This window comes from Caulobacter sp. Root655 (genome assembly GCF_001427665.1).
Taxonomy (GTDB): domain Bacteria; phylum Pseudomonadota; class Alphaproteobacteria; order Caulobacterales; family Caulobacteraceae; genus Caulobacter.
The window spans coordinates 213,215-235,316 of sequence record NZ_LMHC01000001.1 but is presented as its reverse complement, the minus strand read 5'-3'; the positions used below and the strand labels follow the sequence as shown (position 1 = coordinate 235,316).

The 22,102-nt window shown below is 68.1% G+C and carries 20 protein-coding genes and 1 pseudogene; 6 read left to right on the top strand and 15 right to left on the bottom strand.

The window, feature by feature from the left end:
- Positions 1-61: 61 nt before the first annotated feature.
- On the bottom strand, positions 62-481 hold the full coding sequence (locus tag ASD79_RS01080; RefSeq protein WP_056719213.1) for a PaaI family thioesterase: 420 nt from the start codon (positions 479-481) through the stop codon (positions 62-64).
- Positions 478-960 carry a PaaI family thioesterase gene (locus ASD79_RS01075; protein WP_156400360.1) on the bottom strand — a complete coding sequence of 161 codons (483 nt, stop codon included), beginning with the start codon at positions 958-960 and terminating at the stop codon, positions 478-480. Before ASD79_RS01075 ends, ASD79_RS01080 begins: the two co-directional genes overlap by 4 nt.
- On the opposite strand from ASD79_RS01075, the gene ASD79_RS01070 reads away from it, so the two are divergent.
- A complete protein-coding gene (locus ASD79_RS01070; RefSeq protein ID WP_200952262.1) occupies positions 940-2,022 on the top strand; it encodes a ligase-associated DNA damage response exonuclease in 1,083 nt (360 codons plus the stop codon). The genes ASD79_RS01075 and ASD79_RS01070 overlap by 21 nt on opposite strands.
- Positions 2,023-2,217: 195 nt before the next feature.
- Here ASD79_RS01070 and ASD79_RS01065 read toward each other — a convergent pair whose 3' ends face one another.
- Positions 2,218-2,634, bottom strand: coding sequence for a PaaI family thioesterase (locus ASD79_RS01065; RefSeq protein ID WP_056719210.1), 417 nt, complete (start codon positions 2,632-2,634; stop codon positions 2,218-2,220).
- A gap of 97 nt (positions 2,635-2,731) precedes the next feature.
- On the opposite strand from ASD79_RS01065, the gene ASD79_RS01060 reads away from it, so the two are divergent.
- The 3 genes and pseudogenes from ASD79_RS01060 to ASD79_RS01050 all read left to right on the top strand — a co-directional run bounded on the left by ASD79_RS01060 (position 2,732) and on the right by ASD79_RS01050 (position 6,105).
- Positions 2,732-3,457 (top strand): hypothetical protein, encoded by a 726-nt coding sequence (locus tag ASD79_RS01060; RefSeq protein WP_056719209.1) that lies wholly within the window; start codon positions 2,732-2,734, stop codon positions 3,455-3,457.
- A gap of 102 nt (positions 3,458-3,559) precedes the next feature.
- Positions 3,560-4,447, top strand: a complete 888-nt coding sequence (locus ASD79_RS01055; protein ID WP_082584761.1) for a DUF4349 domain-containing protein — start codon at positions 3,560-3,562, stop codon at positions 4,445-4,447.
- 24 nt (positions 4,448-4,471) lie between these two features.
- Positions 4,472-6,105: pseudogene (locus ASD79_RS01050) on the top strand (cisplatin damage response ATP-dependent DNA ligase).
- Positions 6,106-6,239: 134 nt separating this feature from the next.
- Here ASD79_RS01050 and ASD79_RS01045 read toward each other — a convergent pair.
- The 4 genes from ASD79_RS01045 to ASD79_RS01030 all read right to left on the bottom strand — a co-directional run bounded on the left by ASD79_RS01045 (position 6,240) and on the right by ASD79_RS01030 (position 10,484).
- On the bottom strand, positions 6,240-7,463 hold the full coding sequence (locus ASD79_RS01045; RefSeq protein WP_056719207.1) for a multidrug effflux MFS transporter: 1,224 nt from the start codon (positions 7,461-7,463) through the stop codon (positions 6,240-6,242).
- Positions 7,464-7,611: 148 nt separating this feature from the next.
- On the bottom strand, positions 7,612-8,496 hold the full coding sequence (locus tag ASD79_RS01040; protein ID WP_056719206.1) for a hypothetical protein: 885 nt from the start codon (positions 8,494-8,496) through the stop codon (positions 7,612-7,614).
- A complete protein-coding gene (locus ASD79_RS01035; protein ID WP_056719205.1) occupies positions 8,496-9,260 on the bottom strand; it encodes a hypothetical protein in 765 nt (254 codons plus the stop codon). Before ASD79_RS01035 ends, ASD79_RS01040 begins: the two co-directional genes overlap by 1 nt.
- Positions 9,261-9,323: 63 nt before the next feature.
- Positions 9,324-10,484 carry a DegT/DnrJ/EryC1/StrS aminotransferase family protein gene (locus ASD79_RS01030; protein ID WP_056719204.1) on the bottom strand — a complete coding sequence of 387 codons (1,161 nt, stop codon included), beginning with the start codon at positions 10,482-10,484 and terminating at the stop codon, positions 9,324-9,326.
- A 247-nt stretch (positions 10,485-10,731) separates the two neighbouring features.
- Between ASD79_RS01030 and ASD79_RS01025 the strand changes: the two genes are divergently transcribed.
- Positions 10,732-11,715 carry a mechanosensitive ion channel family protein gene (locus tag ASD79_RS01025; RefSeq protein WP_056719203.1) on the top strand — a complete coding sequence of 328 codons (984 nt, stop codon included), beginning with the start codon at positions 10,732-10,734 and terminating at the stop codon, positions 11,713-11,715.
- On the opposite strand, the gene ASD79_RS01020 is transcribed toward ASD79_RS01025, so the two are convergent.
- From ASD79_RS01020 to ASD79_RS00995, 6 genes are all read right to left on the bottom strand, one after another.
- Positions 11,645-12,823: a PLP-dependent aspartate aminotransferase family protein gene (locus ASD79_RS01020; RefSeq protein ID WP_056719202.1), complete on the bottom strand. Its 1,179-nt coding sequence runs from the start codon at positions 12,821-12,823 to the stop codon at positions 11,645-11,647. The genes ASD79_RS01025 and ASD79_RS01020 overlap by 71 nt on opposite strands.
- A gap of 141 nt (positions 12,824-12,964) precedes the next feature.
- Positions 12,965-14,368: a pyridoxal-phosphate dependent enzyme gene (locus ASD79_RS01015; protein WP_056719201.1), complete on the bottom strand. Its 1,404-nt coding sequence runs from the start codon at positions 14,366-14,368 to the stop codon at positions 12,965-12,967.
- 78 nt (positions 14,369-14,446) lie between these two features.
- On the bottom strand, positions 14,447-14,680 hold the full coding sequence (locus ASD79_RS01010) for a hypothetical protein (RefSeq protein WP_056719200.1): 234 nt from the start codon (positions 14,678-14,680) through the stop codon (positions 14,447-14,449).
- A 130-nt stretch (positions 14,681-14,810) separates the two neighbouring features.
- Positions 14,811-15,464, bottom strand: a complete 654-nt coding sequence (gene fsa / locus ASD79_RS01005; RefSeq protein ID WP_056719199.1) for a fructose-6-phosphate aldolase — start codon at positions 15,462-15,464, stop codon at positions 14,811-14,813.
- A 233-nt stretch (positions 15,465-15,697) separates the two neighbouring features.
- Positions 15,698-16,747 (bottom strand): dTDP-glucose 4,6-dehydratase, encoded by a 1,050-nt coding sequence (gene rfbB / locus ASD79_RS01000; RefSeq protein ID WP_056719198.1) that lies wholly within the window; start codon positions 16,745-16,747, stop codon positions 15,698-15,700.
- The gene (locus ASD79_RS00995) at positions 16,744-17,292 is read right to left on the bottom strand and encodes an HAD-IIIA family hydrolase (RefSeq protein ID WP_056719197.1); all 549 of its coding nucleotides are present in this window, start codon (positions 17,290-17,292) and stop codon (positions 16,744-16,746) included. Before ASD79_RS00995 ends, rfbB begins: the two co-directional genes overlap by 4 nt.
- 98 nt (positions 17,293-17,390) lie before the next feature.
- Between ASD79_RS00995 and ASD79_RS00990 the strand changes: the two genes are divergently transcribed.
- Positions 17,391-18,545, top strand: coding sequence for an AGE family epimerase/isomerase (locus ASD79_RS00990; RefSeq protein WP_056719196.1), 1,155 nt, complete (start codon positions 17,391-17,393; stop codon positions 18,543-18,545).
- On the opposite strand, the gene ASD79_RS00985 is transcribed toward ASD79_RS00990, so the two are convergent.
- Both ASD79_RS00985 and ASD79_RS00980 read right to left on the bottom strand, forming a co-directional pair.
- Positions 18,529-19,845: a mannose-1-phosphate guanylyltransferase/mannose-6-phosphate isomerase gene (locus ASD79_RS00985; protein ID WP_056719195.1), complete on the bottom strand. Its 1,317-nt coding sequence runs from the start codon at positions 19,843-19,845 to the stop codon at positions 18,529-18,531. The genes ASD79_RS00990 and ASD79_RS00985 overlap by 17 nt on opposite strands.
- A gap of 105 nt (positions 19,846-19,950) precedes the next feature.
- On the bottom strand, positions 19,951-21,999 hold the full coding sequence (locus ASD79_RS00980) for an NAD(+) synthase (protein WP_082584760.1): 2,049 nt from the start codon (positions 21,997-21,999) through the stop codon (positions 19,951-19,953).
- Between the last annotated feature and the right edge of the window lie 103 nt (positions 22,000-22,102).

Below are 22,102 nucleotides of genomic sequence, written 5' to 3'. Positions count from 1 at the left end.
GCCCTCATCCTGAGGCGCCCTCCATGGGAGGGCCTCGAAGGACGCACGGCGGTTGCCGAAACTAGTCTTCCGCCGACGTCAGCAGGAAATGCCCGCGCAGGGCGGCGATCGGCATGGCGCGCTGTTCCTGCCAGGCCTCGACATGGACGTTGGCGATCCGGCGGCCGACCTTCTTGATCTGGGCCCGGGCGAAGGTGGTCAGGGGACGGCCCGAGCGCAGGTACTCGATCGACACGTCGATGGTGCGCGGCTGGCGCTTCAGCGGCTCGCCCACCGACAGCTGGGCCAGGGCGGTCATCTCCATGAAGGCGCCCAGCACCCCACCATGGATGGCCGGCAGCATGGGATTGCCGACGATGTGGTCGGAGAACGGCAGGATGGCGGTCATCTCGTCGCCGGCCAGTTCGGCCCGCATGCCGATGAAGCGGGCATAGGGGATCGACGACAGCATGGCCGTCAGGCGGTTGTCGGCGTCGCTCATGCCTTGTCCCCCTTGCGCGGCGGCTTGAAGTTGGCGCCCGACTTCTTGCCGGCGCTGGAATCGAGCATGAAGGCGGCCTGGGCGGCGGCGACCGGGTCGTCGGGGTCGTCCTCGTAGGCCACGGCCCGGACGAAGGCCACCGAGCGGGTCACCTTGTAGCAATGGGCCCGGGCCAGCACGTCGCGCCCCGGCTGCGCCGGCCGCATGTAGTCGATGCGCAGATCGAGGGTGGCGATCGAGGTCCATTCGCTCAGCGCCGCGTGCACCGCCTGGCCGCTGGCGTGGTCGAGCAGGGTGGTGACCACCCCGCCGGCGATCACCCCCGTCTCGGGGTCGCCGACGATCTCCGGCCGGTAGGGGACCTTGAGGATGGCGACCGCATTGCCGATCTCCAGGGTCTGGAACCCCAGGGCCCGCGCCTGCGGACTGCCCTCGTTCATGGCGTTGGCGATGAGACGATGCTGTTCGTCGCTGCTGATATCGTGGCTCATGGGGATAGGTTTATAGCCAGCCGCGTTGCCATATCCACCGTGATGAAGCCGCAAGACCTGCTCTGTCCGAAGCCCGGCGGCCTCTATTGCCCGCCCGGGGACTTCTACATCGACCCCAACCGCCCCGTGGCCAGGGCGGTGGTCACACATGGCCATGCCGACCACGCGCGGGCCGGGCACGGGAGCGTGGCGGCGACACCGGAGACCCTGGCGATCATGGCCGAGCGCTACGGCGAGGATTTCGCCGGCCGGCGCACGCCGCTCGCCTATGGCGAAGGCTTCAGCCACAACGGCGTCGAGGTCTCCCTGGTCCCGGCCGGCCACGTGCTGGGCTCGGCCCAGGTGGTGGTGCGCTGGAAGGGCATGACCATCGTCGTGTCGGGCGACTACAAGCGCCGCCGCGACCCGACCTGCGCGGCCTTCGAGCCCGTGCCCTGCGACGTTTTCGTGACCGAGGCCACCTTCGGCCTGCCGGTTTTCCGCCATCCCGACGACGCCGGCGAGATCGCCGCCCTGCTGAAGTCGGTCGAACAGTTCCCCGAGCGCTCCCATATCGTCGGGGCCTACGCCCTGGGCAAGGCCCAGCGGGTGATCAGGCTGCTGCGCGAGGCCGGCTGGGAGAAGACCATCCACGTGCACGGGGCGATGGAGCGGCTGAACCGGCTTTACGAACGCCACGGCGTCGACCTGGGGCCTCTGGCTCCGGCCACCGCCGGCGCCAAGAAGGACTTCGAGGGCGCGATCGTCGTCGCCCCGCCCTCGGCCCTGGCCGACCGCTGGTCGCGGCGCTTCCCCGACCCCGTCGACTGTTTCGCCAGCGGCTGGATGCGGGTCCGGGCGAGAGCCCGACAGCGCGGGGTGGAACTGCCGCTGATCATCTCCGACCACGCCGACTGGGACGAACTGACCGCCACCCTGGACGAACTGCGGCCCGGCGAGGTGTGGATCACCCACGGCCGCGAGGAGGCGCTGGCGCGCTGGTGCGAACTGGAGGGGATACCGGCGCGGGCCTTGCGGCTGGTGGGGTTTGACGAGGAGGAGGGGGAGTAGGATTAGCGAAACCCTCTCCCATGGGGAGAGGGAGGGGCCCGCCGCGCAGCGGTGGGAGGGTGAGGGGGTAAAACGTCGGACGGCGTGCCGGTAGGGCGCTCAGGGAAAACGGTGAGGGCGTAATCCCTCACCCTCCCAAGCTTCGCTTGGGCCCCTCCCTCTCCCGCTGGGAGAGGGTGCGAGGAAGACCGCCCCTCACGCCACCTTGAACGTCGCCCGGGCCCGGGCCACCGGCTTGCCGTCGGCCCGCACCGTGGCCTCGGCGAAGCACAGGCTCTTGCCGGGCTTGATGAAGTCGGTGTCGAACTCCAGCCATTGGCCCAGTTTCGCCGTGTTCAGATAATCGACGCCGAGCGAGACGGTAATGAAGCCGCCATACGCGATGCCCTCGCGCTTCAGGAGCACGCCGCAGGACAGGCCCATGGCGTTGTCGGCCAGGGCGGCGATCAGGCCACCGTGCGGATTTCCCCGGGAATTGGTGTGCGGTTCGCGCACCTCCACGGCCAGCACCCAGCGATCGTCGCGAATGTCGGCGTAGATCGGCTCCCACGGCGTGGTCAGCGGGCTCCTGCGCGTATGGGGCGTGAAGGGGACGGGCGGCTGGAAGGTCATGATCTGTCCTCTCCGGGCAAGGTCAATTCAAACAGATGTTTGAATTGACCGCAAGCGGAAAGCCCATGCTAGCGTTCGCCACGAACGGGGGAGCGGCATGGCCAGGCGATCGAACAGCGCGTTGAAGCTCGACGACGACAAGGTGGTCGAGACCCTGGATCACCTGCGCGCCCGGGTCGCCGAACGGTTCCCGGCCTCGGGCCTGGCCGAGGTCTGCGGCCAGCTGACCGCCACCGCCCGGGTCACGGCCCAGCGCGCCCGGCGGCTGTCGCGACCCTATCTCCTCCTGCGCGCCCTGGTGGCGGCGATCGTCGTCGTCGCGGTCGGGCTGGAGACGGCGCTGATCGCCCGGCTCGACTGGCTGGCCAGCCTGCGCGGCGCCAGCACCCTCAGCCTGGCCCAGGGATTGGAACCGGCGGTCAATCTGGTGCTGCTGTCGGGCGCGGCCATCTGGTTCTTCATGTCGCTGGAGTCACGCTGGAAGCGCTCGCGCGTCCAGAAGGCCCTGCACGAGCTGCGGTCGTTCGCCCACGTCATCGACATGCACCAGCTGACCAAGGACCCGACCCTGGTGCTGGGCCCGCGAACGGCCTCGTCGCCGGCGCGCGAGATGAACCGCTTCGAACTGGCCCGCTATCTCGACTACTGCGCCGAGATGCTGGCCCTGACCGCCAAGCTGGCGGCGCTCTATGCCGGCGAGAGCAACGACTCGGTGGTGATCGCCGCCGTCAACGACATCGAGACCCTGACCTCCGATCTCGGCCGCAAGATCTGGCAGAAGATCATGATCCTGGGCCAGCTGGATGAGACCCGGGCGTCCTGAGTCGGCCGCGCGAACGCTCAGATTACATCTGTCAATTTTTTACTGGCGCGAGACCCGCGACCTGCTAGCGTGACCTCAAGAACCGCAAGGGGTGGAACCGTCATGCGTGCTGTCACTTTGGTGATCATGAGCGTCGTCCTGGCCGGCTGCAGCCGCATGAACGCACCGGCCGAGAACTATTCCGACGCGACCGTCATGATGGAAGCGCCGCCTTCCGTGGCCAAGGCGGCCAGAAGCTCCGAGACGTCGGCGACCCAGAACGCGCCATCCACGCCCGCCGGTCTGATGATCGCCTACGACTATGTCGACACGATCTGGGCTCCGTCCGGGCGGATCAAGGCGCTGATGGACGCCCACCAGAAAGCCTGCGCCACGGCCGGACCCGCCGCCTGCCAGGTGATCGCCTCCAGCCGCAGCGGCGCCGACGGCGGCGTAACGACGGCGGTGTTGTCGCTGCGCGCTTCTCCGGCCTGGATCGCCAAGCTGCGCGGCGGCCTGGACACCGACGCCAAGGCGGCGGGCGGGCGGGTCACCGACTCCCAGGTCACCAGCGAGGACCTGACCCGCTCCATCGTCGACGGCGAGGCCCGGTTGCGCGCCCAGACCGCCCTGCGCGATCGGCTGCAGAAACTGCTGGCCGAGCGCCCCGGCAAGCTGGCCGAACTGCTGGAGGTCGAGCGGGAACTGGCGCGGGTGCAGGGCGAGATTGACTCCGCCCAATCGACCCTGGCCGTGATGAAGACCCGGGTGGCGACCTCGGCCCTGACCCTGCGTTACGAATCCGGCGCGGTGACGCGGCCCACCGGCGCCTGGGCGCCCCTGGCCCAGGCCTTTGCGGATGTCGGCGCGATCCTGGCGCGATCCCTGGCCGGCCTGGTGCTGGTCATCGCCTGGGCGGCCCCCTGGGTGTTGGTGTTCGGCCTGTTGATCTGGGCGCTGCGCAAGCGTCTGCCCCGCCTGGGTCGCAAACCTCCGAAGACGCCGGAGTAGCGCCAAACGCGTCTCGCGCGTTGAATGGCGACCATGCGCGCCTTCGCCCATCTTCTCGACCGGCTATCCCTGACGAGCGCGCGCAACGCCAAGCTCACCCTGATCAAGGATTTCCTGCGCGAGACCCCCGACCCCGAGCGCGGCTGGGTGCTGGCCGCCCTGACCGGGACCCTGTCGTTCAGCGTCGCCAAGCCGGCCTTCATCCGCAAGGCGGTCGAGGCGCGGATGGACGCCCAGCTGTTCGCCTGGTCCTACGACTATGTCGGCGACCTGGCCGAGACCGTGGCCCTGGTCTGGCCGGCCAGGCCCGGCCCGGCGCCAACCGCGAGCCGGACCTGTCGGAGGTGGTCGAGGTCCTGCGCGCCGCCTCGCGGACCGAGGTCCAGCGGCTGATCGAGAGCTGGCTGGACGCCCTGGACGCCGACGGCCGCTGGGCGCTGCTGAAACTGATGACCGGCGGCCTGCGGGTCGGCGTGTCGTCGCGCCTGGCCAAACAGGCCTGCGCCGATTTCGGCGGAGTGGAGATCGGCCAGGTCGAGGAGGTCTGGCACGCCATGACCCCGCCCTATGGCGACCTGTTCGCCTGGCTGGAGGGGCGCTCGGAGCAGCCCTCGCCCGACGCGCCGGGACGCTTCCGGCCGGTGATGCTGGCCCAGGCGATCGACGAGGCCGCGGACTTCGCCAGGCTCGACCCGGCCGATTACGCCGCCGAGTGGAAATGGGACGGTATTCGCGTCCAGGCGGTCAGCGAGCGCGGTCAGCGGCGGCTCTACACCCGCACCGGCGACGACATCTCGGCGACCTTTCCCGACGTGCTGGAGGCCCTGACCTTCGAGGGGGCGATCGATGGCGAGTTGCTGGTCATGCGGGATGGCGCCGTGGCCAGTTTCGGCGACCTGCAGCAGCGGCTGAATCGCAAGACCGTCGACGCCAGGCAGTTGGCGGCCTTCCCGGCCGGGATTCGCGCCTATGACCTGTTGCTGGAAGGCGAGACCGACCTGCGCGACCTGCCCTTCGCCGCGCGTCGCAAGCGCCTGGAGGCCTTCGTCGCCCAAATTCCGGCCGGGAAGGCCGCCAGTCCGCGCATCGACCTGTCGCCGATTCAGCCCTTCGTCACCTGGGCGGCGCTGGCCGCCCTGCGCGCCCAGCCGCCGGAAGGCGACCCCGCCGTCGCCGAGGGCCTGATGCTCAAGCGCTGGGACAGCGTCTACGAACCCGGTCGCCCCAAGGGGCCGTGGTTCAAGTGGAAGCGCGACCCGCGCCTGATCGACGCGGTGCTGATGTACGCCCAGCGCGGCCACGGCAAGCGGTCCAGCTTCTATTCCGACTACACCTTCGGCGTCTGGCGCGAGGACGAGACCGGCGGTCGCCACCTGACCCCGGTGGGCAAGGCCTATTTCGGCTTCACCGACGAGGAGCTGAAGCGGATCGACAGGTTCGTCCGTGACCACACCGTCGAGCGCTTCGGCCCGGTGCGCTCGGTGCGCGCCGACGGGGACTTCGGCCTGGTGTTCGAGGTGGCGTTCGAGGGGCTGCAGCGCTCGACCCGGCACAAGTCGGGCTTGGCCATGCGCTTTCCGCGCATCAACCGCATCCGCTGGGACAAGCCGTCGCGCGAAGCCGACGAGCTGGCGACCCTGGAGCGGATGCTGGACTAGATCGGGAGTTCACTCAAATCGTTGTCATCCCGGAAGCCTCGCAGAGGCTGTCCGGGACCCAGGGGACTGGGCTGATGCGGTGCGGTTCACCTGGGTCCCGGCTCTTCGCTTCGCTGCGGCCGGGATGACAACTGTTAGTGAACCCCAGTCCCTTCGACCGCCGCACTGCCCGCCCCCGCGTGGAACATCCGGCCCTTCTCGGTGGCCAGCACGGCCAGCAGGCCGGCGATGCCGAAGCCGGCGAAGCCCAGGGTCAGGGGCACGGTCGTGCCGTCGAACAGCTGGCCGATCCAGAAGCCGAACAGCGCCCCGCCAATGGTGGTGATGAAGCCCTGCACCGAGGCCGCCGTGCCGGCCAGGTGGCCCAACGGCTCCATGGCGATCGAGCCGAAGTTCGACATCACCAGGCCAAAGCAGAACATCATCCCCGCCTGCAGCAGCGAGAAGGTCCAAAGGGTCTCATGGCCGCTCAGGGCCACCAGGGCGTGGACCACCGCGAAGGCGATGTAGCCGACCAGGGCGGTGTGCGAGACCAGTCGCATGCCCAGCTTGTCGACGATGCGGGCGTTGATCAGCGACGAGACGGCGATGCCCCCGGCGATCGCCGCGAAGATCAGGGTGAACGTCTTGCCCGCCCCCAGAACATCAACAAACACCTGCTGGGCGGAGTTGAGGAAGCCGAACAGCCCGCCCAGCACCAGGGTGGCGGCGATGGTGTAGCCCACGGCCACGCGGTTGGTCAGGCACTCCTTGAAGGCCGCCAGCACCGGACCGGGGGTCAGGGGCACGCGGTCCTCGGGGTGCAGGGTTTCGGGCAACTTGATCGCCGACCAGACGATTACCGCCAGACCGAAGATCGACAGGACGCCGAACACCCATGGCCAGGGCGCGACCAGCAGGATGGCCTGGCCCACCGACGGCGCGATGATCGGCACGCCCAGGAAGACGATGAACGACAGCGACATCACCCGGGCCATCTGCCGGCCGCTGTAGCAGTCGCGGACGATCGACACCGACAGCACCCGCGTCGCCGCCGCCCCGACCCCGCACAGGACGCGGGCGGTCAGCAGCATCTCGAACGAGGTGGCGAAGGCGCAGGCGGCGGCGAACACCACATAGATCGCCAGGCCGACCAGCAGCACCGGCTTGCGTCCGAAACGGTCGGCCAGCGAACCATAGACGATCTGGGCCGCGCCGAAGCCCAGCAGATAGGCGGTCAGGATCCACTGCCGCTCGTTGTCGGTCGCCACGCCCAGGGCGTCGCCGATCTGCGGCATGGCCGGCAGCATCGAGTCGATGGCCAGGGCGTTGGTGGCCATCATCGCCGCGATCAGGGCGACGAACTGGCCGAAACCCATGCCGGGATGGGGTCCAGGACGGGCGACGGCTGAAGTGGAGGGCATGACGCTCTTTCGCTGGCCGGAAACGCCGAAGCGCCGGCGGGCGCGAGACGCGATGGCCGCCATATAGGCAGCCGTCGCGCGCGCGCCAAACGTCGCGTTCGATCTAGGGGTTCATCTGGAACTGGATGCTGACGGTCTGGTCGTCGCCGACCTTCGAGGCCGCCTCCTGCGACTGGCCGACACTGGCCACCCGCAGCAGGGGCTGGGAGCCCGCCTGGCCGACCGGAGCGTTGCGCAGGGCCGCCAGCAGGGGCTGGGCGGCGGTCAGGCCTTGGTGGAAGGCGGCGGCGCGCTGCAGGGCCAGGCTGGCGGCCCGTTGCCCTTCGGGCGTGAAGGCGTCGAGGTTGGTCTGGCTGACCACATTGACCATCGCCAGCTTGGATCCGCCGGCCTCGCAACCGGCGCCGGCCGGCGCGCCATAGCCCAGGCAGGGCAGGCGGCGCGCCAGGGTTTGGGCGACCTGTCCGGCGATCCGTTGGCCGTCCGGGGACAGGGTGGCCGAACCGGCCAGGAACAGCTGGTCGGCCTTGAAGGCCAGGGTTCCGCTCGAGGGATCGCCGTTGATCGGCGCGCCGGCGTCGCGCAGGTCGGCCTCCAGCTGGTCCATCAGCAGCCGCTGGGCGTCCGCCGTCGACACGCTCTGGGTCGGAACCTTGGACGGCGGCGCGAAGGAGAAGCAGCGGCGCTCGCCCGAGGCCCCGCCGCCAGTCTCGCTAAGCACCGTTTCAGGCACGCACAGCACCCGCGCCTGGTAGTCGACCTCCAGGTCGGCCTGGCGCGGCGTCAGGTTGGCGGCGGTCTGTAACAGAGCCGCCGTTTCCGGCTGCTTGGCGCTGGTCAGCTTGGTGGTGGCCGAGCGGAACTCGAAGGCGAAGTAGCTGAGCATGATGATGAAGATGAAGATCACCCCGACCATCATGTCGGTCATCGACACGTAGTAGCTCTCGCCCTCCTCGACATCGACCGTGCGGCCGCGCTTGCGGCGCATCAGGCCACGCCCGTCCGCGGCAGAGCCGTCGCCGAAGAGCGGTTCAGGGCCGCCTCGATCCGGGCCAGGGTGGCCAGTTGCTCCAACATCACCTTCTCGGGCGGCGCGAAGCGGACACAGGCGTCAAGCAGGGCGAAGAAATGGGCTTCCAGCGCCTCGATCACATGGCGGCGCCGGCGCGCGGCCAGGCGCAGGATGATCGAGGCCAGGACCCCGGCGATCGAGGTCCAGAACTTGGTGGCGGCGATGGTCAGCAGGTTGACCAGGGCGCCCTGCATCGCCCCGCCGCCGCCAGGGCCCATGGCCGAGGTGGCTTCGGTCAGCGCCGCGACGATACCCATGAAGGTGATGACCAGGCCGATGGCGACCATGATATTGGCCCACCATTCCAAGGTGCGGGCCGGCGCGTCGGCATGGTCGAAGGCGTCGGCGGCGTGGATCGCCGCCGCCAGCCGGCCGTCGTCGGTCGGCGTCAGTTGGCTTCGGTAGTGCGCCCAGCCCAGCTCCAACACAGGGTTCGCGACGCTGCTGAAACGCTTGTCGATCGCGTCGAAGGCCTCGGAGAAGGCCTTCTGGCGATCACCGCGCAGGTCCTCCAACAGATCGGTGCGCCGGCGAAAATCGTCGCGCAGAGGGCTGTATTCGAAATGGCCCGACTGAAGGATCAGCCCGACAGCGAAGACGAGGATGGCGCCCGCCATCATCAGGGCGGCGCCGGGCGTGCTGAACACCGCGACTACGAACGACGTCACCGGATCGTGCATCTGAACCTTCGAATCAACTTCGCCGCCACATTACCCAGACGTGAGGCGTGATTGCGGCGCAGCTTAACCGTTAAAGGCCAGGATCGCCTCGATGACCCTTTGTTGATCAACCTTGTCCAGATACGGGTGCATCGGCAGGGCCAGCACCGTCTCGGCCTTGGCCTCGGTGACCGGCAGGCCGCCGGCCCCGCGCGGGAAACCGGCATAGGGCGCCTGGATGTGCATCGGCACGGGATAATAGACCGCCGTCGGGATGCCCTGGGTCTTGAGGTGCGCGGCCAGGCCGTCGCGGTTGGCGTGCTCGATCACGTACTGGGCCCAGACCGAGACGCCGCCGTCGATCACCCGGGGCGTCGCCAGCACCGCGCCCTCCAGGCCCTCGGCGTAGCGGTTCGCCACGACCTGGCGCAGGTCGATCTCCTCCTGGAAGATCGCCAGCTTCTCGATCAGGATCGCCGCCTGGATGGTGTCCAGCCGCGAGTTCATGCCGATGCGGGTGTTCAGGTACTTGGTGTCGTGGTCGAAGGTGCGACCGACCAGGTCGGGAGCCACGGCCTTGCCGTGCACCCGGAAGCTGTCCATCAGGTCCCAGAGTTCCTGGTCGTTGGTCAGCACCGCCCCGCCGTCGCCGTAGCAGCCCAGCGGCTTGGCCGGGAAGAAGCTGGTGGTGGCCACGTCGGCCCAATGCAGCGGGTGATGGCCGTTGAGCGTGCAGCCAAAGCCCTGGGCGCTGTCGGAGATCAGCTTCAGGCCTTCGCGGTCGCAGATCGCCTTGATGGCCGGATAGTCGGCCGGCTGGCCGAACAGGTCGACGGCGATCACCACCTTGGGCGCCAGCTCTCCCCTGGCTTTCACGTCGGCAATGGCGGCTTCCAGCTTGGCCGGGTCGAGATTGAAGGTGTCGGCCAGCACGTCGACGAACACCGGCGTCGCCCCGACCCACGGCACGACTTCCGGCGTGGCGGCGAAGGTGAAGGACGGGCAGAACACCGCGTCGCCGGGTCCGATCCCCCAGGCCATCAGCGGCAGGGCGATGGCGTCGGTGCCGTTGGCGCACGACAAGGCCAGCCTGGCCTGGCCGAACGCCGCCAGCTTGGCCTCGAACTCGCGCACCTGCGGGCCCATGACATAGGCGCCGCTGTCGAGGACGCCGGCGATGGCGGCGTCGATCTGCCTGCGGATCCGGCGCTGCTGCGCGGCGAGGTCGATGAAGGGCATGCTCATGGGCGGCGCTCATAGAGACGGATGGCGGCGAGTTCGAGCCAATTGATGTAACCGACTGTTTCCGGATGACGAAGCGGCGGCTAGAGCAAGCCTCGCGATATTAGGAATCGCACGGCTTGCTCTAGATTTTTGTTTTCGCATCGTTCTTGCGGAAAACCGGCCTCCACTTTTCCGCACGATGCTCTGGCGGAACGCTCCGGGGCCGCGATCGTTGACCGGCGGACGCGGGGGCGCCATCGAGAGACCCATGCAGACCAAACCGACCCTGATCCCGCCGGACGCCAAGCTGCCCGCGCTCGCCAACATGAAGGCCGACGAGACCATGCTGGGCCATTTCATCGACTGGCTGGGCAAGGTGGCCGTCAACCTGGTCGTCGCCGCCCTGATCCTGGTCGCCACCTTCTGGGTGGCCGGCTGGCTGGCGGGCGTGGCGCGCCGAACCCTGGGCCGGGTGCATCGCACCAATCCCGATCCGACCCTGGAAAGCTTCGTCTCGTCCCTGGTGCGTTACGCCATCGTCGCCGTGGGCCTGGTCGCCGTGCTGCAGCAACTGGGCGTGCAGGCCACCTCGATCATCGCCGTGCTGGGCGCGGCCTCCCTGGCCATCGGCCTGGCCTTGCAGGGCGCGCTGTCGAACGTGGCGGCCGGGGTGATGATCCTGCTGTTCCGCCCCTACAAGGTCGGCGACGTCATCGAGACGGTCACCCGCCAGGGCACGGTCAAGTCGCTGGACCTGTTGTTCACCGAGATCGCCACCCCCGACAACGTCAAGGTGATGATCCCCAACAGCAAGGTGTTCGGCGACGTCATCCTCAACTACTCGACCCACCGCAACCGACGGGCCGACGTGCTGTTCAAGGTGCCCCTGAAGACCGACCTGGTGGCCGTGCTGCAGAAGATGCGCGAACGGGCCGAGAACGATCCGCGGGTGCGCAAGGACCCGGCCCCGATGATCGAGGTGGTCGACCTGTCGGAGGTGTTCGCCCAGGCCGCGATCCGCGTCTGGACGGCCAAGGAGGACTTCGGCCCGGTCAGGACCGACCTGATGCTGGCCGCCCACCTGTTGGCCGAGGACCCGACCCGGATCCTGCCGCCGCCGCGTCCGTCCAAGGCCCCCGACCCGTCGCCGGTGATGCCCGGCGACAAGGACCACCACCTGTTCAGGCTGAGAGCGCCTCGGAAAGGTCGGCAATCAGGTCTTCGCAGTCCTCAATCCCCACCGAAAGCCTGATCAGGGTGTCGGAGATGCCCAGCGCCGCGCGCTGATCGGCCGGGATCGAGGCGTGGGTCATGATCGCCGGATGCTCGATCAGGCTTTCGACCCCACCCAGGCTTTCGGCCAGCGTGAACAGCCGGGTGCGCTCCAGCATCCGCCGGGCGGTGTTGACGTCACCCTTCAGCTCCACCGAGATGACGCCGCCGAAACCGCCCAGCATCTGGCGACGGGCCAGGTCGTGCTGCGGGTGGCTGGGCAGGCCGGGATAGATCACCCGCTCGATGTCCGACCGCGTCGACAGCCATTTGGCGATGGCCAGGGCGCTGTCGCAGGCCCGCTGCATGCGCAGGGCCAGGGTCTTGACGCCGCGCAGGGCCAGGAAGCTGTCGAACGGGCCCAGCACCGCGCCGACCGCGTTCTGCAGGAACTTCAGCTTCTCGGCGATCTCGGCGTTGTCGCCGACCACCGCCACCCCCGCCACCACGTCGGAGTGGCCGTTCAGGTACTTGGTGGCCGAGTGCATGACCACGTCGAAGCCCAGCTCCAGCGGCCGCTGCACGAACGGGCTGGCGAAGGTGTTGTCGGCCACGGTGATCAGGCCCCGCGTCTTGGCCAGGGCGGCGATGGCCGAGAGATCGGCCAGGCGCAGCATCGGATTGGTCGGGGTCTCGACCCAGATCATCCTGGTCTCGGGGGTGATGGCCGCTTCGATCGCCGCCAGGTCGCCCATGTCGACAAAGCTGAATTTCAGCCCGGCCGAGCGCTTGCGCACCTTGTCGAACAGCCGGAACGAGCCGCCATAGAGATCGTCACTGGCGATCACGTGCGCGCCGCTGTCGAGGATCTCCAGGATCGTCGAGGCCGCCGCCAGGCCCGAGGCGAAGGCGAAGCCCGCCGTGCCGCTCTCCAGGTCGGCGATGCAGCGCTCGAAGGCGAACCGCGTCGGGTTGTGGCTGCGGCTATATTCGAAGCCCTTGTGTTCGCCCGGGCTCGACTGGACATAGGTCGAGGTCGCGTAGATCGGCACCATCACCGCCCCGGTCGTCGGGTCGGGGAACTGGCCGCCATGGATGGCGCGGGTGGCGAAGGCCAGGCGGTTCTTGCCGGGGATGTCTTGGGTCATCGGTTGTCCTTGGCGCGCCCTGCGTCCTTCGAGGCTCGCTGCGCGAGCGCCTCAGGATGAGGGGTTCAGTGCTTGCTCGTCATGTGAAATCCTCATCCTGAGGCGCCCTTCGCAGGAGGGCCTCGAAGGACGCAGAGACTCTTAGGCGCTCATCCGCAAGTGGTTGATCAGGTCGACGCGGGTGATCACCCCGACGAACTCGTCGCCGTCGCAGACCAGGGCCACCTCGTCGCGGTCGAACACCTCCGGCAGGGCGTCCACGCCTTGGGTGGACTGCAGGGTGTTGACCGCCCTGGTCATGGCCGCCGCGACCAGGGTCTTGAACTTCGGACCGCGGGCGTCGTCGTCGACGCCCTCGACGGCGGCCAGGATGTCGCTCTCGTCGAGGATGCCGACCAGCTTGCCGTGATCGACCACCGGCAGCTGGCTGATGTCGCCGTTGCGCATGCGGTTGTAGGCGGTCAGCAGGGTGTCGTCCGGACCGATCGCCACCACGCCGCCGTCGGCGTAGCGCTTGGCGATCAGGTCGCGCAGGTCGCCATGCAGCTCGCGCTGGTCGAAGCCATGGGCGGCCAGCCACATGTCATTGAACATCTTGGTCAGGTACTTGGAGCCGGTATCGCAGACCAGGGTCACCACCCGCTTGGGCTCGGTCTGCGCCTGGCAGTAACGCAGGGCGGCGGCCAGCAGGGTGCCCGAGGACGAGCCGGCCAGGATGCCTTCCTTGCGCAGCAGCAGGCGGGCGGTGTCGACGCTCTCGCGGTCGCTGATCGAATAGGCCTCGCGCACCAGGCTCATGTCGGCCACGGCCGGGATGAAATCCTCGCCGATGCCCTCGACGATCCATGAGCCGGCCTCGCCATAGCTGCCGGTGGCCACGTACTCGCAGAGGATCGAGCCGACCGGGTCGGCCAGCACCATCCGGGTCTTGGGCGAGTGCCTGGCCATGTAGCGGCCGATGCCGGTCAGGGTGCCGCCGGAGCCGACGCCGACCACCACCGCGTCGATGTCGCCGCCCATCTGCTCGAAGATCTCCGGCGCCGTGGTGGTCTCGTGGGCCCGGGGATTGGCCGGGTTCTCGAACTGGTTGACGTAGATCGAGCCGGGGATCGACTGGGCCAGGGTCTGGGCCATGTCCTGATAGTATTCCGGGTGACCCTTGCCGACATCGCTACGCGTCAGGCGCACGTCGACGCCCATGGCCCGCAGGTGCAGGATCTTCTCGCGCGCCATCTTGTCGGGAACGATCAGGATCAGCTTGTAGCCCTTGAGGGTGGCCACCTGAGCCAGGCCCAGGCCGGTGTTGCCGGCCGTGGCCTCGATGATCGTCCCGCCGGGCTTGAGGCTGCCGTCGGCCTCGGCCGCCTCGATCATCGAGCGGGCCACCCGGTCCTTGATCGAGCCGCCGGGGTTCTGGTTTTCCAGCTTGAGGAACAGCCGGCACGGTCCGGTGTCGAGGTTGCGGACCTCGATCATCGGCGTGCGGCCGATCAGGTCGAGCGCGGAATCGGCGACCGGAGGCAGGGCATATTTGGGGTTGTTCATGGCGCAACTCGGCGACAGAGAGAAATGATCTCTCTGTTTAGGCTGGTTTCGCGAAAGCGCCAACGTCGTTGGGCGAGCCTAGGCTCCGCAGGCCGCCAGGCGGTCCAGCCGCCACTCGCGGGCGAACTTGCGGCTCACCGAAGCGTCCTCGAACACCACCTTGCGGCGCTCGCCGCCCAGTTCCGGGGCGTTGTGGATGATCACGAACGGAAAGCCATTGCGCGACAGGAAGGCCTGCACGAAACCGGAAAAGCGCAGGGCCTCCTCGGCGGAGGCGATACAGATCTCGACGGCGATATCAGCGGCGTTCATGGGCGCGCTCCGCGTGGGTTACCAAGACCCTAACGCACGAACTCGCAATTGCGAACAAACTTCGCGGTCGCAAAATGCAACGACCCCGGATCACTCCGGGGTCGCGCGGTGTTTCAACAGGCTTGGCCTTCTAGAGGATCGATTGGCCGGTGCCGGCCCAATCCTTCAGGAACTGCTCCAGGCCCTTGTCGGTCAGCGGATGCTTGAACAGGTCGGCGAACACCGCCGGCGGGATGGTCACCACGTCGGCGCCGACGATGGCCGCGTCCTTGACGTGGGCGACGTTGCGCACCGAGGCGGCCAGGATCTCGGTCTCGTAGCCGTAGTTGTCGTAGATGGCGCGGATGTCGCGGATCAGGTCCATGCCGTCGAAGCCGTAGTCGTCCAGGCGGCCGATGAACGGCGAGACGTAGGTCGCGCCGGCCTTGGCGGCCAGCAGGGCCTGGGTCGGCGAGAAACACAGGGTGACGTTGGTCGAGATGCCCTCGCCGGCGAAAGCCGCGCAGGCGATCAGGCCGTCGCGGGTGAGCGGGATCTTCACCACCACGTTCGGCGCGATCGCGGCCAGCTTGCGGCCCTCGGCGACCATCGCCTCGTGCGTGGTGGCGGCGACTTCGGCGCTGATCGGACCGGGCACCAGGTCGCAGATCTCGGCGATCACCTCGAGCATCGGACGGCCCGACTTGGCGATCAGGGTCGGGTTGGTGGTCACCCCGTCCACCAGGCCGGTGGAGGCCAGGTCGGCGATGATCTTGGTGTCGGTGCTGTCGAGGAAGATCTGCATGGGCCCGCGCGCGTATTCTAATGAGATTTTACGCGTCTATCCCGTAAGCGCGCCCAGGGCCAGCGCTCAGAGTTCGCTATCGGCCAATTGCCACAGATAGCGGTAGCCGTCGGTCTTGGGGCCGCCTCCAGCCTCGAGGTAGGCGGTGATCTCCAGTTCACCCCCTGCCGAGGGCTTCAGACGATCCGGCGGGCGACCTGTCCCGTCCGGCCGAACTGGAGAACAGGCAAGGCCTACAACTCCGTGCCGAGCCGTTGGCCGGAAAAGCCGCGGGCGCGGATCGTCTTCCACCAGGTTTCGTTGTCGAGGTACCAGCGCACCGTCCGTTCCAGGCCGGTGGCGAAAGACGTCCGCGGCCGCCAGCCCAGAGCGTCGCGCAGCTTGCCAGCGTCGATCGCGTAACGACGGTCGTGGGCTGGCCGATCGACCACATGGGTGATCAGGTTGGCGCGCGGCGCGTCGGCCGGTGACAGGCGATCGAGGACGTCACAGATTGTCCGCACCAAATCCAGGTTGGTCCGCTCGGCCTCGCCGCCGATCAAATAGGTTTCGCCAGGGACACCAGACTCCAAGATGCGCAGAAGCGCGTCGGCGTGATCCCCGACGAATAGCCAGTCTCGAATCTGGCCGCCGTCGCCATAGACGGGGATGGGCAGACCGGCGAGGGCGTTGAGGATGACCGTGGGAATCAGCTTCTCGGGAAACTGACGTGGCCCATAGTTGTTCGAACAGGAGGTGACGATCACGGGCAGGCCATAGGTGCGCTGCCAAACGCGGGCCAGCAGGTCCGACGAGGCCTTGCTGGCTGAATAGGGGGAGGTCGGATCGATCGGCGAATGCTCGCTGAACGGAGGGTCGTTCGGCGAGAGCGCGCCATAGACCTCGTCGGTCGAGACATGGACGAAACGGAAGGCGGCCGCACGCTCCGGCTCCAGCGCCCGCCAGTAGGCGCGCGCCGCTTCCAGCAGGACGGCGGTCCCCAGCACATTGGTGCGGACGAAGGCCAGCGGGCCGTCGATCGACCGATCGACGTGGGATTCAGCGGCCAGATGCAAAACCGCGTCGGGACGGTGACGCGCGAAGATCGCGGCCACCTTCGCCGCGTCGGCGATGTCGGCGTGCTCGAACGCAAGGCCGGGCGCGTCTTCCACCGCCGCCAGGTTGGCGAGATCACCCGCATAGGTCAGGGCGTCCAGATTGACCACGGCGTGGCCAGCCTCCAGCGCCGAACGGATCAGGCTGGAGCCGATGAAGCCAGCGCCGCCGGTGATGAGGATTTTCACGTCGCATTCTCGATCAATGTGGGGATACGTGAGCCGAGCGCTCGCCGCATGAAGGCCAGCAAATCGCCCCCTGGAAACAGGAAACCCTCCACGCCCGCCCGTCGCGCGGCCTCCATGTCGGAGGCGTTGTCGCCGATCAGAACGCAGCGACTGGCGTCCAGTCCATGGTCGGTCAGGCCGCTCAGGATCATGCCTGGATTGGGTTTGCGCGTCGGATGGTCCGGATGTCGGAAGGCTTCGACCGTGGCGTCCTTGTGATAGGGGCTGTGGTAGAAGGCGGTGATGTCGCCCCCCACCGCGCGCAGTTCGTCCCGCATCACCCGATGCAGCCGATGCACCGCGGTCTCGTCGAAATAGCCCCGCGCCACGCCCGACTGGTTGGTCACCACCAGCACCTTGACGCCGGCTCGGATCAACAGACTCACCGCCTCGCGCGCGCCCGGAATCCATTCGAGGTCGGCGGGGTCGTGAACATAGCCGTGGTCGATGTTGAGGACCCCGTCTCGGTCTAGAAAAACGGCTTCGATGGGCGGCTGGGGTGACATGGGCCCATGGGATTACGCGAGCCCGGAGCGAGCTACAAGTAGAGGGGTTGGCGAAGCCCGGGCTCCCCGCCTAAAACACCGCGCACGAAGGAGCGCCCATGACCGAGTTCGCACACGTCGTCCGCCTGAACGACGCCCTCAAGTCTTGGGCCCTGGATCACGCCTTCCCACTCTGGTGGTTCGTCGGCGCCGATCACGCGAACGGAGGCTTCTTCGAGAAAATCGCCCTCGACGGCGTCCCGGTGGACGCGCCACGTCGGGCGCGGGTTCAGCCTCGTCAGATTTACGCCTACGCCGTGGCCGGCCTGTTGGGCTGGAACGGACCCTGGAGGGAGGCCTTGAATCACGGCCTGGATTTCTATCTGGCCAAATACGTCCGTCCCGATGGCTTCATCCGCACCTTGGTGGCGGCCGACGGCGCGCCGCTCGACGACAAGGTCGACCTCTACGACCAGGCCTTCGGCCTCTTCGGGCTGGCCATGGCCGCTCAGGTCCTGCCCGAACGCACCGATCTATCCGAACGCGCCGCCGCGTTGCGCGACCAGCTCTACCTCCAGCTAAAGCATCCGGTCGCCGGCTTCGAGGAAAGCGCGCCGCGTACTCTGCCCCTGCTGTCCAATCCCCACATGCACCTGTTCGAGGCGAGTCTGGCCTGGATCGAGGCCGGCGGCGACACCCGCTGGCGGGAAATGGCCGACGAGATCGCCGACCTGGCGCTTTCCAAGTTCATCGACCCGGTCAGCGGCGGGTTGCGGGAATATTATGACGGCGACTGGAATCCGGCGCCGGGCGTGGCGGGCCGGATCGTCGAGCCCGGCCACCAGTTCGAGTGGGCATGGCTGCTGCTGCGCTGGGGCGTGATGGCCGGTCGCGACGACGCGATCGAGGCGGCGCTGCGCATGATCCGGATCGGCGATGGGCCGGGCGTGGACCCGGCCCGAGGCGTGGCGATCTTCGCCTTGCTCGACGACATGAGCGTGCATGACGACGTGGCTCGTCTCTGGGCCCAGACCGAGCGGATCAAGGCCGGGGCGTTGGCGGCCCTGGTGACCGGCGATCCGGCCTGGTGGGCCACGGCGGCGAGAGGCGCCGAAAGCCTGTTCCAATACTTCAACACACCCGTGCAGGGCCTTTGGCGGGACAAGCTCCAAGCCGACGGGACCTTCATCGAGGAAGCCGCCCCCGCCAGCTCATTCTATCACATCGTCTGCGCGATCCTGGAGCTGGACCGGGCGGTCAAAGCCACGTCGTGACCAGCACGGAGGTCGCGATCGGAGCCTTGACCACGATCGGCGAATGCAGGTCCTCGCGCGCGCCGCCCCGGAACGTGGCGGCCTCGGCGACCAGTTCGCCATCCAGAACCTGGATCGAGCTGGCCGGAAGGGTGACAAACGCGCCGGCTTCCATGCGCCAGACCTGAACTTCCGCCTTGAGAGTCTTGGTCAAGGGTTGGCGCTCGACCCCGCCGCTGAAGGCCACGACATGGCGGTGGGCGATGTCGCGCCCGCCGGCCTTGAGCAGATCGACCAGTGTCTTGACGGCCTGGGCGTCGTCTCGACGGCAGACAAGCACGGCGTCCTGCTCGGCCACGATGAGCAGGTCCTCGACGCCGATCGCCCCCACGAAGGGCCCGGTGGAGCGCGCGAGCACGCGCTTGGCGTTGATCAGATGAACGTCGCCGCTGGCCGCGTTTCCCTCGGCGTCCTGGACGGACGCTTCCCAGATCGCGTCCCACGCTCCCAGGTCTGACCAGGTGAAGACCGCCGGCGCGACGGCGGCGCGAAGGGTGCGCTCCATGATCGCGTAGTCGAGCGACTTCTTGGTCGTCTTGGAGAACGCCTCGGCGTCGAGATAGAGGCGCACCCCGTCGCGATTGGCCCGGGCGACGGACTCGATGGCCCACTCGCCAATCTCGGGTTCGAAGGTCGCCAGTTCCTCAAGCAGGGCTGTGGCCATGAAGGCGAAATTGCCGCTGTTCCAGTAGTAGCCTTCCTGCAGATAGCGACGCGCCGTTTCCAGGTCCGGCTTCTCGACAAAGGCGGCGACCGAGGTCACGCCGCCGGGCAAGGGTTCGCCGGGCTTGATGTAGCCGAAACCGGTCGCCGGATTGGTTGGCTTGACGCCAAAGGTGACGATCAGGCCCGTGCGCGACGCCTTGATCGCGACCAGCGCCGCCTCCCTGAACATCTCCGGTTCGGCGATGTGGTGATCCGCGGCCAACATCAGCATGACGCCGTCGGGCGTCTGCGCGTGAACATAGGCCGCCGCGGCGGCGATGGCCGGCGCGGAATCGCGGGCTTCAGGCTCGATGATCACCGTCAACTTGACGCCGAGTTCGAGCGCCTGGCGCTCGACCAACTCAGCCATGGCCTTGCCGGTGACCACCACGATCTCGTCGGCGCCAGGCAGGTCCATGACCCGCAGGATCGTGTCCTGGAAGCTTGAGCGGTCACCGATCAGCTTGAGGAATTGCTTGGGACGGTCCGGACGCGAGGCGGGCCAGAGACGAGTGCCCGAGCCACCGCAGAGGATCACAGGATAGATGGCGGTCAAAAAATTCCCCTCAGGAGGTAACGTACAACTCGCGCTAAGCGATTTCAGTTAGCACATCAAGTTGATCAAAACAGAGGCGATGGCGTCCTGAACCTCGTCCCGCGTCTAGGCCGGCGTCCCGGCTCGCAGCTCGGCCAGCCAGGTGTCGGCGGCGGCGTCGGACGGCATCCGCCAGTCGCCGCGCGGCGACAGGGCCCCGCCGGACGAGATCTTCGGGCCGTTGGGCATGGCCGAGCGCTTGAACTGGTTGGCGAAGAACCGCTTCAGGAACAGTTCGAGCCAGCGCTTGATCTCCACCAGGTCGTAGGCCTTGCGCGCGGCGTCGGGCGTGCCGACCGGCCAGGCGCCGGCGGCGGCGTCATGCCAGGCGCTCCAGGCCAGGAAGGCGATCTTCGACGGCGCCATGCCGTAGCGCGTCATGTAGTAGAGGTTGAAGTCCTGCAGGGCGTAGGGGCCGACGAAGCTCTCGGTGGCCTGGACCTCCTTGCCCGGCACCAGCTCGGGCGAGATCTCGGTGGCCAGGATGTCCTCGAGCAGGTCACCGGTCGCCGCGTCCACATCGCCCGACGCCGCCACGAAGCGGATCAGGTGCTGGATCAGGGTCTTGGGCACCCCGGAATTGGGGTTGTAGTGGCTCATCTGGTCACCGACTCCGTAAGTGCACCAGCCCAGGGCCAATTCCGACAGGTCGCCGGTGCCCACCACCATGCCGTGGTGATGGTTGGCCAGGCGGAACAGGTAGTCCGTGCGCAGCCCGGCCTGGACGTTCTCGAACGTCACGTCATAGACCGGCTCGCCCTTGGCGAACGGGTGTCCGAGGTCGCCCAGCATCTGCTGGGCGGTCGGGCGGATGTCGATCTCCTCGGCCGTCACGCCCATCGCCCGCATCAGGGCCCAGGCGTTGGACTTGGTGCGGTCGGAGGTGGCGAAGCCCGGCAGGGTATAGGCGCGGATGTCGGACCGGGGCCTGCCCAACTGGTCCATGACCTTGGCCGCGACGATCAGGGCGTGGGTCGAGTCCAGCCCGCCGGAGACGCCGATCACCAGGCATTTGGACCCGGCGGCCTCGACCCGCCGCGCCAGGCCCTGGACCTGGATGTTGTAGGCCTCGTAGCAGTTCTCGGCCAGCTTGGCGGGGTCGGACGGCGTGAACGGGAAGCGCTCGACCGCCCGCATCAGGGCCAGGTCGCCAGCCGGCGGGACGAAGTCGAAGGCGGCGATCCGGAACGGCGTCGCCGGCGGGCTCAAGGTCGCGGCGTCGCCGAAGCTGACCACCCGCATGCGCTCCTGGCGGATGCGGCCGACATCGACGTCGGCCATGGCCATCACCGGTCCGGTCGAGAACCGCGGCGTCTCGGCCAGCAGGTTTCCCAGCTCGTGGATGTCGACATGGCCGTCCCACGCCAAGTCGGTGGAGCTCTCGCCCGCCCCGGCCGCCGAATAGACATAGGCCGCGATGGCCCGCGCCGACTGGCTGGCGCACAGCAGGCGGCGGGTCTCGGACTTGCCGATGGTGATGTTGCTGGCCGACAGATTCAGCAGGATCTCGGCCCCGGCCATGGCCTGGGCGGTGCTGGGCGGGGTCGGGGTCCAGACGTCCTCGCAGATCTCGACGCCAACCGTGAAGGCCATGTCGCCCCCTGGACCGCCCGAGGCGCGCAGCAGCACGTCGGTCCCGAACGGGACGGCCTGGCCGGCCAGGGTCAGGGTGCGGCCGACCACGCCGGCCCCGGGGGTGAACCAGCGGCGCTCGTAGAACTCGCGATAGTTGGGCAGGAAGGTCTTGGGGATCACCCCCCGCACCCGTCCGCCCTGGATGGCCACGGCGGTGTTGTAGAGCCGCCCCCCGTCGCGCAGCGGCGCGCCGACCACGAACAGCGGGGCCAGGTCCTTGCTGGACTGGGCCAGGGTGGCGATCGCCGTTTCGACGGCGTCCAGCAAGGCGTCCTGCTGCAACAGGTCATCGACGGTGTAGCCCGTCAGGCCCAGTTCCGGCAGGACCAGCACCGCGACGCCCGCGTCGTGGGCCTCGCGCACCAGGGCCAGCACGCTGGCGGCGTTGGTCGCGGGGTCGGCGAGCCTGACCTTCGGGACCGCCGTGGCGACGCGGACGAAACCGTGGCGATAGGGCGAGAAGAACGAGATGTCCGCCAAGGTCGAAGCCTTCCGATGCGCGGCGCCAGACGGGGGCCGCTGTTATGCTGAAAATGAGCATAAGTCGCCGACTTCATATAGCCGCTCACGCCCGCGATGCAAA